Here is a 15204-nt window from a genome sequence, read left to right on the forward strand (position 1 = left end):
TTACTTCTGGAACCATTTTTTGTAGATGGTTTCGTAGGTGCCGTCTTTCTTCACTTTTTCCAGCGCAGCGTTGAATTTCTGCTGCAGCTCGGTGTTGCCCTGACGTACGGCAATACCCAGACCTGTACCGAAGTAGTCTTTATCTGTCACCTTGTCACCCACGGCGGCCAGCTTGTCGTTCGCTTTCAGCCATTCAGTCACGACAGCAGTGTCCCCGAACACCGCATCGATACGGCCGTTTTGCAGGTCCAGCTTCGCATTCTGGTAGCTGTCATACGGCACGGTGGTGATTTCCGGGTGCTTATCCATGATGAATTTCTGGTGCGTGGTGCCGTTCTGCACGCCGACTTTCTTGCCTTTCAACAGGTCAACGGAGGCGTATTTACCTTTCTGGCCAATGAACAGCGCCGAGTTGTCGTAGTAAGGGGTGGTGAACAGAACCTGCTTTTCACGCTCCGGAGTGATGTCCATACCGGCCATCACGGCGTCGATACGGCGGAACTTCAGGCTTGGGATCAGGCTGTCGAACGCCTGGTTGCTGAAGGTACAGGTCGCGTCGATCTCTTTACACAGGGCATTTGCCAGATCCACGTCGAAGCCAACAATCTTGTTGTTCGCATCAATGGATTCAAACGGAGGGTAGGACGCTTCAGTGGCGAAACGGATGGTCTGGGCTGCGGTAGCGGAAAGGCTGACGCTAGCAAGCAGCGCGGCAATCAATACTTTTTTCATTATAATTTCCCTAACACATCAGTGTGATAAGTAGTTTTTGAAGGCATCGGTTTGCGGGTTGGTGAAGCAGCTCGCATCACCTTGCTCAACGATATACCCGTTTTCCATGTAGACCACGCGGCTGGCGGTTTTGCGCGCCACTTCCACCTCGTGGGTCACGATGACCTGGGTAATGTTGGTTTCCGCCAGTTCACGAATGATACTCACGATCTGGGCAGTAATTTCCGGGTCCAGCGCCGCGGTTGGTTCGTCGAACAGCAGCACCGCTGGCTCCATCATCAGCGCACGGGCGATCGCCACACGCTGTTGCTGACCACCAGAGAGATGCAGAGGATAACGGTCGCTGTACGGTTTCAGACGCAGACGTTCCAGCAGCTTTTCAGCTCGCGCCATCGCCTGGTCTTTGCTTAAGCCAAGCACGCGGCACGGGGCTTCAATCAGGTTTTGCACCACCGTCAGATGCGGCCAGAGATTATATTGCTGGAAAACCATGCCCACGTTTTGACGCAGTTCACGAATCGCTTTATCAGAAGGGGTTTTCGCGAAGTCAAAATGGTTACCGGCGATGGCCAGCGTTCCCGAACGGGGCATTTCAAGCAGATTTAAAACACGCAGAAGGGAGCTTTTTCCCGCACCGCTTGGGCCGAGCAAAACCAGCGTTTCGCCCTCCGGGCAGCTCAGCGTAATGTCGAACAGCGCCTGGTGTGCGCCGTAGAAGCAGTTAATGCCGTTTAGTTTAATACTCATCGGGGCAGTCTTTACTCATCCAGGCAATCTATAGCAATTGAGGCCGCAGATAGTACCGTTGACAGAATAGTTATGCAATATTTCTGCGTTAAAAGTTAAATATAACCCGTGTTTCCTCTTAAACATAGCACAAAATAGCGACGGGAAAGGGGGGCGAGAATAAATGTCGGCATTCCGCATGAAATGCCGGACATTTTACGGGGTTAACGTTTATTTAACGTATGCGTTAGCGGTTCTCAATCGACTGGCGAAGGGTGCCCGCCGGAGCATGAACGCTGCCGCCAATGTAGCGCACATCATCTATTGCCCAGCACTGGCCTTCACGGATCATCAGCACCTCATCCTGCCAGGTTTGCGTCCCCTGGGTTAGCTTCACGCGCAGAGGAATATTCCGTGCGTCGGTATTCGGAATGGTGGACGCGCTGGCGACGTCGGCGCTGTCCGGCAGCGTGGCGCGGCTGGAGAACGGATCGGATGAAAGCAGCGCGTTTTGCTGCGGATCGCGCGAGGCGTCATTAAGCAGTTTCGCCAGATTATCGCTCAGGTACGGGCGCAGGGCGGTGAGGTCATTACCGCGATGCTGAATGCGGTAATCATAGAACTGTTGCGCCACGGCGTCCGGGCCGCCCTCAATGCAGGGGCCGCTGCGGGAACCGATATCCTTAAAGGCTGGCGTGACCGGCGTAGTGCAGGCGCTGAGCACCAGCGCGCAGGGCACTAAAAGCGTTAAAGCAGAGTAGCGCATGTTGATTTCCTTATTTATTAACTATCCTTTCAATCATAGCGTAACGAACCGATAATGCAGTTGCTAACGCATTGAACGCTAAAGACGGAGAGGAAGTATGCAATTTTCAACAACACCAACCCTGGAAGGTCAACCCATTACCGAGTACTGCGGCGTGGTCACCGGTGAGGCGATTCTGGGCGCCAACATCTTCCGGGACTTCTTTGCCGGCATTCGGGATATCGTCGGCGGGCGCTCCGGTGCCTACGAGAAAGAACTGCGTAAAGCGCGTGACATTGCGTTTAAGGAGCTGGGCGAGCAGGCCAAAGCGCTGGGCGCGGATGCGGTGGTGGGCATTGATATCGACTACGAAACGGTCGGGAAAGATGCCAGCATGCTGATGGTGAGCGTAAGCGGCACGGCGGTGAAAACCCGTCGATGAAGCGTTCGCTCTCAACCCTCCTGCTGGCATTGTTGCTGGCAGGATGCGCCTCGGAAGAGGGCATTGTTGATAAAGGCGCGTACGAACTTGATACGCGCCATCAGGCGCAGGCGGCCTACCCGCGCATAAAGGTGCTGGTGATCCATTACACCGCCGATGATTTCGACACCTCGCTTGCGACCTTGACCGATAAAAACGTCAGCTCTCACTATCTCATCCCCGCGAAGCCCCCAGCTCCGCAGGGCAAACCGCGTATCTGGCAGCTGGTGCCGGAGAGCGAGCTGGCCTGGCATGCAGGTATTAGCTTTTGGCGTGGGACCAACCGCATAAATGATACCTCCGTCGGCATTGAGCTGGAAAACCGCGGCTGGCGGAAAACCGATGGCGTGAAAATCTTTACCCCCTTCGAACCGGGGCAAATTGCGGCGCTGATCCCGCTTGCCAGAGACATCATCGCCCGCTACGACATTAAACCGCAGAACGTTGTGGCCCATTCGGATATCGCCCCGCAGCGTAAAGACGACCCTGGCCCGCTGTTTCCGTGGCGCGAACTGGCGCAGCAGGGCATCGGAGCCTGGCCCGAACCGGCGCGGGTGAATTTTTATATCAACGGGCGACCGCATTATCAGCAGGTTGATACCGCAGCACTGCTCGATCTGCTGGCGCGCTACGGTTACGAGGTGCCAGAAAACAGCACGCCTGCACAGCAAAAACGCATCATCATGGTGTTCCAGATGCATTTTCGTCCGCAGTTATGGAATGGCGTAGCGGATGTGGAAACCATGGCGATTGCCGAAGCACTTTTAGAGAAATACGGGCAGGGGTAGACCTTTGGCTTACCCCCAAATGAGTATATTTCCGCAAGTTTCTATTAGATTAATCCTAAGTACAATCTCATTTCATTTTTAGTTAATTGACTTAAAATTATTCGGATTTAAGATGGACACATAGCACGCTAAGCAATTAAGCGAATAAAAAACTTTACTCTTTTTTTTATTCTTGAGTTTTTCATCAGGAAAATATTTATGGTTCGGTATGAATGCCATTGCCATGTTTTTTTAAAATCACATCTTAAAACGGGTATAACAATGTTAAGCATCTATGGAAAAAAATTACGTCCGCAACATGAAATGGAAAAGATTATTTCTGCAACCTCATGCGTTGAAGAAAGAACGTTAAAAAAATGGCAGAAGATTTCCACTGCTGATTCCGGTTTAATTCATATTATTGTCAGCGGCGAAGTCGAATTTCGACGTGACTCTGACGAACTGTGCTTGTTCACCGTTACCGGGCAATGCATTTTCGGCCTGTCGTCGATGTATTACAACGCCACCCATATGTACGGCCTTGTTCGGTCGAATACGGTTGTTCGCTCGATCAAGAAAGAGGTCTTCGCCCAGCTGATGACCGAGAAAAACCTGTGGCCTGAACTGACAAAAGTGCTTTCCTGGTACATATGCCTGATGAGCAAGCGCGATGATATTCTGGTCGCTCGCAGCGCATATTCTGTTGTTCGCGAATTTTTATATGAGATCAACGACCTGATTGTACAGCATCAGCGTGATATTAACGTTTATGATTACATTCAGGAATACACTAACCTGGCACGTAGCACCATTATTAAAATCCTCTCCGATCTGAAAAAAGGTCAATATATTGTGGTGGAAAAAGGTCGACTGCTTAACCTCACCGCACTGCCTGAAAAATATTAATGCCTACTCCCGCCGGTCTCCTTTATCACTGAAAGGGGAACGGCTGTTTTCACTGTTTTTAACACTTGCTTGTGAATTATCCTGCGTTTCGTCAACCGGCGGTGCGGGAATTTTTCCTTGAGAATAATCCTGCTCCTGCTCTTTTAATGCCTGTTTAAATAATTCCGTTAATGATGACTCTTCACTGCTCGTGCTGGCGGGGGGGGTATCGTGCTCATGCGCCTCAGTTCCGGGTAGGGTATCCCGCGAGGGGTCTTGCGGCACCGCGCCGTCGGGCGCCTGCTGCCAGTCGGCATCATCACTGATGATCGGCAGATCCTGCATCGGTGGAACATCAACAGGCACTGGCGCAGCTTTAGGCTGCGGATGCGGGAACGGTTTACTCACGTACACGTAGTGCATCTCCGAAAGCTGGGTTTCCGGTTTGGCAACGCTGGCGTTGACCGGTTCAGGCGCCGGGTGGCGCATGTTCCAGTAGACATGCATATACAGGCCGACAACCAGCATGGCGCAAAGGCCGACCATCCATAATGCTGTTTTGCCGAAAACGTTTTTCAGGCTGGGGAGGCGGTACGAAAACCAGACCGCTTCCCCGGTTGTATAGCTGCGCTGGGCCGCAAGGCAGATGGTCGACATTAGGCTTTCTTCTCCTGCATTTTTGCGTCCGGGGTAGTGCGGGTGGCCTGAATCAGTACGCTCGGCGTGCTGTTGGTTACGCGCATCAGCTGCATCAGCGTTTCTTCGCCGGGGATGCCATCCACGTGCAGATGCATTTTTTGCTGAAACTCACGGGTGCGTTTCATCATCTCAGCGGTCCAGATCCGGGCATGCGTTTCGGGCTGGTTCAGCGCCAGGCTTAACTGGTGATCGAGCCAGGCCATGTCTTTGCTGTCGCTGGCCGCGCCGATCGCGTCTTTTCCTTCCGGTGTCAGGCGGTGCAACTGGGTGAAGTTGCCGGTCGCATGCCGGTTAAACCAGCTGCGGCTCACCTGCCAGGTCCGGTTATTCATTAACAGGTCAATTGATGTATCTCCGACCCTGGCGACCACCGCATAGTTAAGGTGACCGCTGGTTTTCAGCTCACTGACCCACGGATACCCTTCCTGCGCCAGCGTCTCCGGCGACGCGTTCCCCTGTTTACACATCAGGTTCACTTTAGCGGCATTCTGGCACAGCGCATCTTCGGCCGAGGCGTCATATCCCCACATCAGATAGAGCTGGTGCATCGCATCCGGCTGATTAACCATTTCATTGTCGATAACCGGCACCACGGGCGCCTCCGTTTTTCGCGTCGGCTGTTTCCAGCTGACGGGGACCGGCAGCTGGATGGGAAGATGCCCGCTGATGGATGAGGTTAAATACCAGCCGCAAGCGGCAAACAGCACCGATGCGAACAGCCCCACGGTTGCCAGACGCTTACCGTGTTTTTTCGCGGGCAGGATCTCTCCCGCCGCCAGGCGTAAATGACGCGGGCTGACCTGCGACGCGCGTTCCGTCCAGGCGGCGAGCATTGACAGGTGCGCCAGTTCGTTAAGTTTGCTGATGTTGCCTTTGGTCAACGTGTGCATTTTGCGCACGCGGGCCGGCGTTAACGGCGAATTTTCACAGCCGTGTTCTTCGCATTGCGCCTGCACATAGCCCAGGAATTCGCGGCAGGTCAGGGGGCGCAGGACATGACGAGTGTGTGTATATTCGCGCAGTTCAGGTTGCTTAAGCAGGATTTCCTGATCCGCAGTGCCCGTCAGCACCACGGAGAGCCGGAAGTTCAGCTCCTGGGCTCGCGTGAGCAGCGTACCCAGGACTTCACGGCAGCTCTCTTTCATGGCTTCGGCGTGTGAAATCACCAGCACTCTGGTTTTCGCTTTTCCCTCGTGCCACTGGCGCAGGATGGCATCCACCGCCTGCAGGCGATTCTTGCTCTCTTTCGTTACCGGATTGAGCTTGTACAGCAGGCTACTGGCACTCAGTTTGGGAAACGCATTGATAACAAGGACGTTACTGTGGCGGGTTTTTAGCGCATCGCTGAAGTGACCCAGAAGCGGGGCGTCGTCGCAAAAGAGCCCGATAATTCCCGCCTGCTGGGTTTTCTCTTTCAACAGGTTGAACACATCCTGATGATAAGGCACCAGAAAATCCCCGGATAAACGGGCGATCGATCTGAATGGCGGATTTTTAAAATTAAAGTGGCTCTGATACATAACGACTTACCGTCTCTGATTAGGAATAGCAACAGCATCAGAAAGTAAGGTAACGCCCCTGAACGGTCAATTTGCAAACAGGGTAAAAATATCCTGCTGGCAGCGTCTAACATTTGGATTTTATACGGTCAATATTTTTCTTTATGAAAGTTAGCGGCGAAGTCAGTGGTCGCATTTGCACCAGCTTATTACTATTTTCATCCATATTGGCGCAGTATGACGCTGCTTATTTTTGCTTTGCTATAGGCCGGATAAAAAATGAGGTTCTCATTTCTTTCACGGTGGATAACGCCTTGTATTATGTTTGTGCTGCTGATCTTTTGCGGCCAGCAAGGGTATCTCACCTTTAAAGATTATAAAAAAGTTATGAATAAGTTGGCTAATGCCGATCAACAGCCGCTGAAAAAAACGCGCGAAGAGAAATCCTTTACGCTTTTTACGGCAGCCGTGCGTCAGGAAATCTTACCGGGTGCGGTGAAAGCCCCGCTGGCAGCTGAAATCGAAGGTATTGTGAACAGCGATGACGCCTGGCTCTCCTTTGCTGTCATCAAAACGCCAGGCGGTCAGAGAAGCTACCGTGAGGGTGAACCTCTCTCTGGATTTAACGACGCATTTATTCAGGAAATAAACAAAGATAATGTGGTGGTTAATTATGAAGGTACTACGCAGGTTCTGGCATTAAATAAACCGGACTATTTTAAGGGTGGCGTGGATAGCGGCCCGGTAACGAAATCGACAAAAGATGTTGGCGCAGAGAGTGTGCATCTTGATGATTATCTGGTGTTAAAACCCATAATTGAAAAGGGCCGACTGGAAGGCTACAGGATAAACCCAAGGAATGCCTCCGCCTTTTACAGCCAGTCAGGTCTGGTAAAAGGCGATGTGGCGGTTCAGGTTAACTCTGTCGATATGACCGATGAAGCAAAAGCGAAAAGCATTATTGCCAACTGGTCAAAAATGAAAGAAGCGGAGGTCATCGTACGACGTCACGCTCACCTTGAAAATATTCGGATTAATGTTCTAAACAATTAAAAAGTGTGCAGACATGAAAAAAATTCCCTGGGCGTGCGTGGCGCTGACCGCATTGTCGTTATATTCCAGTTCGCTGCTTGCAGCTAACTTTAGCGCGAGTTTTAAAAATACTGATATTCGCGAGTTTATCGATACGGTAGGCCGCAATCTCAATAAAACCATTCTGGTCGATCCGTCCGTCCAGGGAACCGTCTCGGTCCGAACCTACAACGTGCTGACGGAAGATGAGTACTATCAATTCTTTCTGAGCGTGCTGGATCTCTACGGCCTGTCGGTGATCCCGATGGACAACGGCATGGTCAAAGTGGTGCGCTCAAGCGTGGCGCGTACCGCCGGTGCGCCGCTGGCAGACAGCAAAAATCCGGGCAAAGGTGATGAGATCATCACCCGCGTGGTGCGCATGGAAAACGTGCCTGTTCGTGAGCTGGCCCCGCTGCTGCGTCAGCTCAACGATGCCACCGGTATCGGGAACGTGGTCCACTTTGAGCCGTCCAACGTCCTGCTGTTAACCGGTAAAGCCTCGGTGGTGAACCGGCTGGTGGATCTGGTGCAGCGCGTCGATAAAGACGGCATCCAGCGTCGCGAAATCATCCCGCTGCGCTTTGCGTCCGCCAAAGAACTCTCGGAGATGTTGAATAACCTCAACAATGAAGAACAGAAAGGGCAGAACGCGCCGCAGCTGGCGACTAAAGTCGTCGCGGATGACGAAACCAACAGCCTGGTGATCAGCGGCGCGGAAGATGCGCGGGCGCGCACCCGTTCCCTTATTCATCAGCTGGATCGTGAGCAGAATAACGAGGGCAATACCCGCGTCTTCTACCTCAAGTATGCCAGCGCCACCAAAGTGGTGCCGGTTCTCACCGGGATTGGTGAGCAGCTGAAAGACAAGCCGGGTGCGGCCAAAGCGAAATCCGCGAGCACCTCAACCGATCTGAATATTACCGCCGACGAGTCAACCAACTCCCTGGTGATCACCGCACAGCCTAACGTGATGAACTCCCTCGAGAAAGTGATCGACAAGCTGGATATTCGCCGTCCGCAGGTGCTGGTGGAAGCGATCATTGCCGAAGTGCAGGACGGTAACGGCCTGGATCTTGGCGTGCAGTGGACCAGCAAGCACGGCGGGGTGCAGTTTGGCTCCACCGGCCTGCCAATCAGCCAGATTAAAAATGGCACCATGAAAGGGGCAAGTTTCACTGGCCTTGCGACCGGCTTCTTTAACGGTGACTTCGGTGCGCTGGTGACCGCGCTTTCCACTGACGGCAAAAATGACATCCTCTCCACGCCAAGCGTGGTCACGCTGGATAACAAAGAAGCGTCGTTCAACGTCGGTCAGGATGTGCCGGTGCTTTCCGGTTCGCAAACCACCAGCGGCGACAACGTCTTTAACTCGGTTGAGCGTAAAACCGTAGGGACCAAGCTGAAGATTGTGCCGCAGATTAACGATGGCGACATGATCCATCTGAAGATTGAGCAGGAAGTGTCGAGTGTCGACAACAGCGCGACGGAAGACTCCAGCCTCGGCCCAACCTTCAACACGCGCACGATTAATAACGAAGTGATGGTCCACAGTGGTCAGACGGTGGTGCTCGGCGGTCTGATGGAAAATGTGACCAAACAGTCCGTGTCCAAAGTGCCCCTGCTCGGCGATATCCCGCTGGTCGGTCAGCTGTTCCGCTACACCTCGCAGGATACTTCCAAACGCAACCTGATGGTGTTTATTCATACCACCGTCCTGCGTGACGACGACAACTACAGCGCGGCCTCGAAAGAGAAATATGACCAGATCCGGGTGCGCCAGATGCAGCGAGTGGAGGAGAAAAAGCTCGGTATTGTTGAGCCGACTGACAACGCCGTCCTGCCCGCGTTTCCCTCTGCAAGCACTGGCGCCGCACCGGTGAAAACCAGCGCCACGCGCAATCCGTTTAAAGAATAGCGCGGAGGGGTAACGTGGACGAACTGAGTAAAACACTGTGTAGCAGCAACTACGCAAAAGATAACGGCGTTCTGTTTTACAACAATGATGTCTATATCCGGGGCGACACTCCTGCGCATGCTCTGCTGGAGGTGCGCCGGGTGCTGGGCCGTGCTTTCATCCCCGTCACTGTGACGCCGGAAGCGTTTGACGAGATGCTGGCCAAAATCTGGCAGCAGAGCAGCGGCGTGTCGCAGCAGCTGGTGGACGACATGGACGCGGATATCGATCTGATGGCCTTAACCGAGGAGATCCCGGATAACGAAGATCTGCTCGATAACGACGAAAACTCACCGGTGATCCGCCTGATCAACGCCATTCTCGGCGAGGCGGTGAAGGACGGCGCGTCGGATATTCATATCGAAACCTTCGAGCGCACGCTGAGCATCCGCTTCCGCGTTGACGGCGTGCTGCGCCCGGTGTTGCAACCGGCGCGTAAGCTCGCGCCGCTGCTGGTGTCGCGTATTAAGGTGATGTCGAAACTCGACATCGCCGAGAAACGTCTCCCCCAGGATGGACGTATCTCCCTGCGCATTGGCCGTAAGGCCATCGATGTGCGTGTGTCGACCATTCCGTCCCAGTACGGCGAGCGCGTGGTCATGCGCCTGCTCGATAAAAGCAATCTCAAGCCCGACATCAACAAGCTTGGGCTGATTGATGAAGAGCTGGAGAAGCTGAAAGGGCTGATTGACCGCCCGCATGGGATCATCCTCGTTACCGGCCCGACGGGTTCCGGTAAAAGTACCACGCTGTACGCCATTCTTTCGGCGCTGAACGGTCACGAGCGCAACATTCTGACCGTGGAAGATCCGATCGAATACGAGCTGGAAGGCGTGGGGCAGACGCAGGTTAACCCGCGCGTGGACATGACCTTTGCCCGCGGGCTGCGCGCGATTCTGCGTCAGGATCCGGACGTGGTGATGATCGGGGAAATTCGCGACGGTGAGACCGCCCAGATCGCGGTGCAGGCGTCGCTGACCGGTCACCTGGTGATGTCGACGCTGCATACCAACAGTGCCGCAGGGGCGATAACCCGTCTGCGGGATATGGGGCTGGAGTCGTTTTTAATCGGTTCATCGCTGCTCGGTGTCATTGCCCAGCGTCTGGTGCGTCGGCTGTGTACGCACTGCCGGACCACCAGTCCGCTGGATGCCAATGAAAAAGCGTTGTTCAGCTTTATGGACGCGCCACCAAAAGCGATTTATCGCGCGGTGGGGTGTGAACACTGCCGTCAGAGCGGCTATCAGGGCCGCGCCGGTATTCATGAGTTTCTGGTGGTGGACAGTACCATGCGCCGCGCCATCCATGAAGATAAGGACGAAATGTCCATCGAAACGCAGCTCTTTAAGCAGGCCTACAGCCTGCGTGAAAACGGGCTGCTGAAGGTGATCGGCGGCGTGACGTCTCTGGAAGAAGTCATGCGCGTCACCGCCGAGCGTGGGGGGGATGCGTAATGGCCTTCTACGCCTGGACGGCGACGAGTGCCGCGGGAAAAACCCAGCGCGGGACGTTACAGGCCGAGGGACAGAAGCAGGTTCGCCAGTGGCTTCGCGAGCAAAAGCTGATGCCCGTGAGTATCACCGAAACCCGCGAAACGGCGACAGGCGGGAAAGCGAAAACCGGGGCGAAGCTCTCTACCCCGGTGCTGTCGATGTTTACCCGTCAGCTTTCGACGCTGGTGAACGCCGCGCTGCCGCTGGAAAGTGCGCTGAAGGCGATCTCTAAGCAGACGGAAGATAAAAAGCTGGCGGCGATGGTGATGGAGATCCGCGAGAAGGTGGTCGAGGGGCATACGCTGTTCGACGCCTTTAGCCAGTTTCCACGCACCTTCGACAAACTTTACTGCACGCTGGTGATGGCCGGTGAAAAGACCGGCCACCTGGGCGACGTGCTGGAGAAGCTGGCGGAGTACAACGAACAGCGCCAGAAGATGAAATGCAAGCTGACGCAGGCGATGGTCTACCCGATTACCCTCACCGTGGTCGCTATCGCGGTGATCGGCATTCTGCTGGTGGCGGTGGTGCCGCAGGTGATTGAGCAGTTTACCCACATGAAACAGCAACTGCCGATCACCACCCGGACGCTGATTGCGGTAAGTGATTTCCTGCAAGCCTGGGGTATCTATATTGTCGGCAGCCTGGCGGGGGCGTTCGTCGGCTTCAAAACCTGGGTGCGAAACGTGAAAAACCGTTTTCGCTGGCACAGCTGTCTGGTGAACGGCTCGCCGATTAAAAAGCTGGTGTGCGCCATCAACAGCGCCCGCTATATCCGTACCCTGAGCATTTTGCAGGCCAGCAGCGTGCCGCTGCTGGAGGGGATGTATATCGCGATGGACGGTATTGAAAATCTCTATGCCCGGCAGGTGCTGGAGCAGGCCGCCGATACCGTACGTCAGGGGGCGTCGCTGTATGCGGCGCTGGAACAGGCGAAATTATTCCCGCCAACCATGCTGTATATGATTGCCTCCGGTGAAGAGAGCGGGGAATTAGGTAATTTAATGGATCGCGCGGCGGAAAATCAGGAATCGGCATTACAGCATCGAATTACATTAACGCTGTCGGTATTTGAACCGGCGCTGGTGGTATCCATGGCGACGATTGTTTTATTCATCGTTCTTTCAATATTACAACCGCTTCTGCAACTTAATAATATGGTAGGTTAAATCATGGCTCTAAAACGTAAAAACCTGGCTCGCCAGGCGGGCTTCACATTGCTCGAATTAATGGTGGTGATTGTTATTCTTGGCGTTCTGGCGAGTATGGTAGTGCCAAACTTAATGGGTAATAAAGAAAAAGCGGATACGCAAAAGGCGACCAGCGATATTGTCGCGCTCGAAGGCTCGCTGGATATGTATAAGCTTGACAACCACCGCTACCCGACCACAGAGCAGGGTTTGCAGGCGCTGGTGACGAAACCGGAAATCGCACCAATCCCGAACGGCTATCGCACGGATGGCTATATTCGCCGCCTGCCGCAGGATCCATGGGGCAGCGATTATATTCTGGTCAGCCCAGGTGAACACGGTGCGGTGGACATTTTCTCTGCGGGTCCGGACGGCGAAGCGAATACTGCCGATGACATTACCAACTGGTCTCTGGATAAGAACGAGAAGTAATGAAAAATCAACGCGGCTTTACGTTGCTGGAAATTATTCTGGCGCTGGTGATATTTGCCAGCTGCGCCATGATGGTGGTGTCCACCATTCCATCGCGCAGCGGCGCGGATATATTTGGCCAGCAATTAAAAGCGCTCGTTGATTATGGTTCAGACCGTGCGGTGATGGACGGAAATATTGTCGGGCTGGTGATCGCCACTGATAAATATCAGCTGGTGACGAGCGCGGATAAAAATGGCGAGCGTCACTGGGTGCCATTATCTGCCGGACGTATTACCACCAAAGGTGATTTTCCGGAAGAGATGCACGTGTCGCTCTCGCCGCAGCGCCTGGCCGCGACGGTGGCGTCCGAGCCACAGGTGATCTTTTTACCGGACGGTGAAATCAGCCGCTTTACGCTGACGCTGCAAAGTTACGACAAACAGCACCATTTCCGCGTGGTGTCGCAGGGTGCGGCGCCGGTATCGGTAGAAAACGATGGCTAACGACAACACAAAGCAAAAGGGGATGACGCTGCTGGAGGTGATGGTCGCGCTGGTGATTTTCTCCACCGCCGCGCTGGCGCTAATGAACTCGGTCTCCCTGAACGTGCGTTTTACCCATGGCTTGGCCGATACCTTGCAGGCCAGTTGGGTGGCGGAAAATCAGCTGGCGGAAGCGCAGCTCACCAAAACCGACTTCCCGGATGCTGAGCAGCAGGGGACGGAAATCATGGGCGGGCGCAGCTGGAACTGGCGTAAGCAGCGGGTGAAAACCGCCGACAACGGCTGGGCGAACTCCATTCGCGTCTATGCGGAAGGCGATGAGAGCCAGCCGGTTATTTCCCTGCACATCATTCCGCCGGGAGAGAGCAAGTGAAGAAAACGCGACGCCAGCGCGGATTTACCCTGCTGGAGATCATGATTGCGCTGACTATTTTCGCGGTAATCAGCACCCTGGCCTGGCAAATTCTGGACGGCGCGATGCGTACCAGCTCGGCCACCGATGCCAGCGCCGCTAAGCTCAACCAGCTTCAGCGCGGCTGGAGTCTGATGGAGCGCGATTTTTTCCAGCTACAGGCGCGAGCGCCGCGTAATGAGCCAGAGCGGTTCCGTCAGGAGGGCGATGCCCTTGAACTGACCACCCTGAATGGCGTGAGCGGAACGGTCCAGCTGGAGCGCGTGCGCTGGCGGCTGGAAGAGGGGCGTTTGTACCGCGACGTCTGGCCGGTCATTGACGGCCCGGTGGACGTTAAGCCTGACGAAGTGCCGATTGTCAGCGGCGTAAAAGCATTGCAGTGGCGGTTTTATCGTCAGGGCTGGAAGACAGCCTGGCACGACGCCGCCCATCTGCCGGACGGCGTGGAGGTCACGTTGACGATGGAAAACGGGGATACCTGGCGCTGGGTGTTCACCACGCCGGGGGATATGCCGGAGGTGGCCGCTGCCGCTGCCCCAGAGAAAGCCGCCGACGCGCCTGCGACGACTCCGGACGCAGCCCCTGCGCCTTCGCCGGAGACCAGACCATGAACCGAATCCGTCAACAAAAGGGCGTCGCTCTGCTGGTGGTGCTGATTTTGCTGGTGATGATGTCGGCGCTGGCCGCCAAAATCAGCCAGCAGTTCTGCCGTAATTTGCAGAAAACGCATTATCAGATAAGCCAGCAGCAGCTGCGCTGGGCGATGCAGGCCCAGGAAAAAGTGGTGAAGGACAGGTTACAGACCGATGCCAGCGGCGAGAGCAAGCCGCTGGCGCTGGACGGCGACTGGCATCAGCCGCTGGAGACGCAGGGAGAAGACTACACGGTCGTGAGCCAGGTGGAAGACGCTCAGGACTGCTTTAACGTCAATAACCTGTTGACCGCCGACGTCGCGCCCCAGGGGCAAAGCGCTCCCGCTGTGGCGGAAAAACCGCGTAAAGAGCGGATTGTTGAACAACTCCTGACGGAAAGCGGGCTCAGTCCGGGCACGGCGGAGGCGGTCTATTTCCAGCTGGTGGATTATCTCGATGGTGACAGCACCACGGCGAAAGAGGGTGCCGAAAGCGATGCGTGGGCTGGCGTCGTGCCCGCCCGGCAACCGGCAAACCAGATGATGCGCAGCATCGCGGAGATCAAACTGCTGCCAGCGTTCCCGGTTACGGCATATCCGAAGGTGAGCAAGGTGTTATGCGCGCTGCCGGACGCCGCCAGCAAGGTGGACGTTAACACCCTGCAACCGGAACAGGCCATGGTGCTGGCGGCCATGTTTCCGGGAAAATTCACGCAGGATGACGCGGTTCGTCTGCTGGATACACGTCCGGAATCGGGCTGGGAAAATATGGACGCGTTCAGCAAAGCGCTGGAGCAGACCTTCCCGCAGTTAAAAGACGATCTCCCGCAGGTGGCAGATCAATTTTCTATAAACAGCCGGTACTTCCGCGTGAATTACAGCGGCAATACCGATGAATTAACGCTTCGCGTGGTCAGCCAGCTTCAGATGAATAACGAAGCCGGTGAGATCGTGACGTGGCAGCGTCGTTACCGAATGATTGAATAAGAAAAGTAGAAC

17 protein-coding genes are annotated in these 15204 nt (G+C 54.8%); 12 read left to right on the forward strand and 5 right to left on the reverse strand.

Annotated elements, in window-relative coordinates; all coding sequences use genetic code 11:
* The 3 genes from artI to L3069_RS07125 form a co-directional block, all read right to left on the reverse strand.
* Positions 1 to 732 carry an arginine ABC transporter substrate-binding protein ArtI gene (gene artI, locus L3069_RS07115; protein ID WP_006174322.1) on the reverse strand — a complete coding sequence of 244 codons (732 nt, stop codon included), beginning with the start codon at positions 730 to 732 and terminating at the stop codon, positions 1 to 3.
* An 18-nt stretch (positions 733 to 750) separates the two neighbouring features.
* Positions 751 to 1479: an arginine ABC transporter ATP-binding protein ArtP gene (artP, locus tag L3069_RS07120; RefSeq protein ID WP_006809439.1), complete on the reverse strand. Its 729-nt coding sequence runs from the start codon at positions 1477 to 1479 to the stop codon at positions 751 to 753.
* 226 nt (positions 1480 to 1705) lie between these two features.
* Positions 1706 to 2224, reverse strand: coding sequence for a lipoprotein (locus tag L3069_RS07125; protein WP_022647580.1), 519 nt, complete (start codon positions 2222 to 2224; stop codon positions 1706 to 1708).
* Between the two features lie 97 nt (positions 2225 to 2321).
* On the opposite strand from L3069_RS07125, the gene L3069_RS07130 reads away from it, so the two are divergent.
* The 3 genes from L3069_RS07130 (at position 2322) to L3069_RS07140 (ending at position 4357) form a co-directional block, all read left to right on the forward strand.
* Positions 2322 to 2645, forward strand: coding sequence for a heavy metal-binding domain-containing protein (locus tag L3069_RS07130; protein ID WP_003858361.1), 324 nt, complete (start codon positions 2322 to 2324; stop codon positions 2643 to 2645).
* Positions 2642 to 3472 carry an N-acetylmuramoyl-L-alanine amidase gene (locus L3069_RS07135; RefSeq protein WP_038415746.1) on the forward strand — a complete coding sequence of 277 codons (831 nt, stop codon included), beginning with the start codon at positions 2642 to 2644 and terminating at the stop codon, positions 3470 to 3472. The genes L3069_RS07130 and L3069_RS07135 overlap by 4 nt, the downstream gene beginning before the upstream one ends.
* A 261-nt stretch (positions 3473 to 3733) precedes the next feature.
* Entirely contained in the window at positions 3734 to 4357 is a 624-nt protein-coding gene (locus tag L3069_RS07140) for a helix-turn-helix domain-containing protein (RefSeq protein WP_022647582.1), read from the forward strand.
* 3 nt (positions 4358 to 4360) lie between these two features.
* Here L3069_RS07140 and L3069_RS07145 read toward each other — a convergent pair whose 3' ends face one another.
* Complete coding sequence (locus L3069_RS07145; RefSeq protein WP_051979817.1) at positions 4361 to 4993, reverse strand: hypothetical protein; 633 nt, start codon at positions 4991 to 4993, stop codon at positions 4361 to 4363.
* A complete protein-coding gene (locus L3069_RS07150) occupies positions 4993 to 6555 on the reverse strand; it encodes an ExeA family protein (RefSeq protein WP_038415747.1) in 1563 nt (520 codons plus the stop codon). The genes L3069_RS07145 and L3069_RS07150 overlap by 1 nt, the downstream gene beginning before the upstream one ends.
* A 300-nt stretch (positions 6556 to 6855) precedes the next feature.
* On the opposite strand from L3069_RS07150, the gene gspC reads away from it, so the two are divergent.
* The 9 genes from gspC to gspK are packed head-to-tail and all read left to right on the forward strand — an operon-like array spanning position 6856 to position 15192.
* Positions 6856 to 7587 carry a type II secretion system protein GspC gene (gspC, locus tag L3069_RS07155; protein WP_038415748.1) on the forward strand — a complete coding sequence of 244 codons (732 nt, stop codon included), beginning with the start codon at positions 6856 to 6858 and terminating at the stop codon, positions 7585 to 7587.
* Between the two features lie 13 nt (positions 7588 to 7600).
* A complete protein-coding gene (gspD, locus tag L3069_RS07160; RefSeq protein WP_038415749.1) occupies positions 7601 to 9523 on the forward strand; it encodes a type II secretion system secretin GspD in 1923 nt (640 codons plus the stop codon).
* 14 nt (positions 9524 to 9537) lie between these two features.
* Entirely contained in the window at positions 9538 to 11016 is a 1479-nt protein-coding gene (gene gspE / locus L3069_RS07165; RefSeq protein ID WP_051979818.1) for a type II secretion system ATPase GspE, read from the forward strand.
* Positions 11016 to 12224 carry a type II secretion system inner membrane protein GspF gene (gene gspF / locus L3069_RS07170; RefSeq protein WP_038415751.1) on the forward strand — a complete coding sequence of 403 codons (1209 nt, stop codon included), beginning with the start codon at positions 11016 to 11018 and terminating at the stop codon, positions 12222 to 12224. The genes gspE and gspF overlap by 1 nt, the downstream gene beginning before the upstream one ends.
* Before the next feature lie 3 nt (positions 12225 to 12227).
* Positions 12228 to 12677, forward strand: coding sequence for a type II secretion system major pseudopilin GspG (gene gspG / locus L3069_RS07175; RefSeq protein ID WP_038415752.1), 450 nt, complete (start codon positions 12228 to 12230; stop codon positions 12675 to 12677).
* Positions 12677 to 13162 carry a type II secretion system minor pseudopilin GspH gene (gspH, locus tag L3069_RS07180; RefSeq protein WP_038415753.1) on the forward strand — a complete coding sequence of 162 codons (486 nt, stop codon included), beginning with the start codon at positions 12677 to 12679 and terminating at the stop codon, positions 13160 to 13162. Before gspG ends, gspH begins: the two co-directional genes overlap by 1 nt.
* Positions 13155 to 13535, forward strand: a complete 381-nt coding sequence (gspI, locus tag L3069_RS07185; RefSeq protein ID WP_022647591.1) for a type II secretion system minor pseudopilin GspI — start codon at positions 13155 to 13157, stop codon at positions 13533 to 13535. The genes gspH and gspI overlap by 8 nt, the downstream gene beginning before the upstream one ends.
* Positions 13532 to 14185 (forward strand): type II secretion system minor pseudopilin GspJ, encoded by a 654-nt coding sequence (gene gspJ, locus L3069_RS07190; protein ID WP_038415754.1) that lies wholly within the window; start codon positions 13532 to 13534, stop codon positions 14183 to 14185. Before gspI ends, gspJ begins: the two co-directional genes overlap by 4 nt.
* A complete protein-coding gene (gene gspK / locus L3069_RS07195; RefSeq protein WP_038415755.1) occupies positions 14182 to 15192 on the forward strand; it encodes a type II secretion system minor pseudopilin GspK in 1011 nt (336 codons plus the stop codon). The genes gspJ and gspK overlap by 4 nt, the downstream gene beginning before the upstream one ends.
* Positions 15193 to 15204 lie beyond the last annotated feature (12 nt).

It is taken from the genome of Enterobacter cloacae complex sp. ECL411 (assembly GCF_021869665.1).
Lineage (GTDB): Bacteria > Pseudomonadota > Gammaproteobacteria > Enterobacterales > Enterobacteriaceae > Enterobacter > Enterobacter intestinihominis.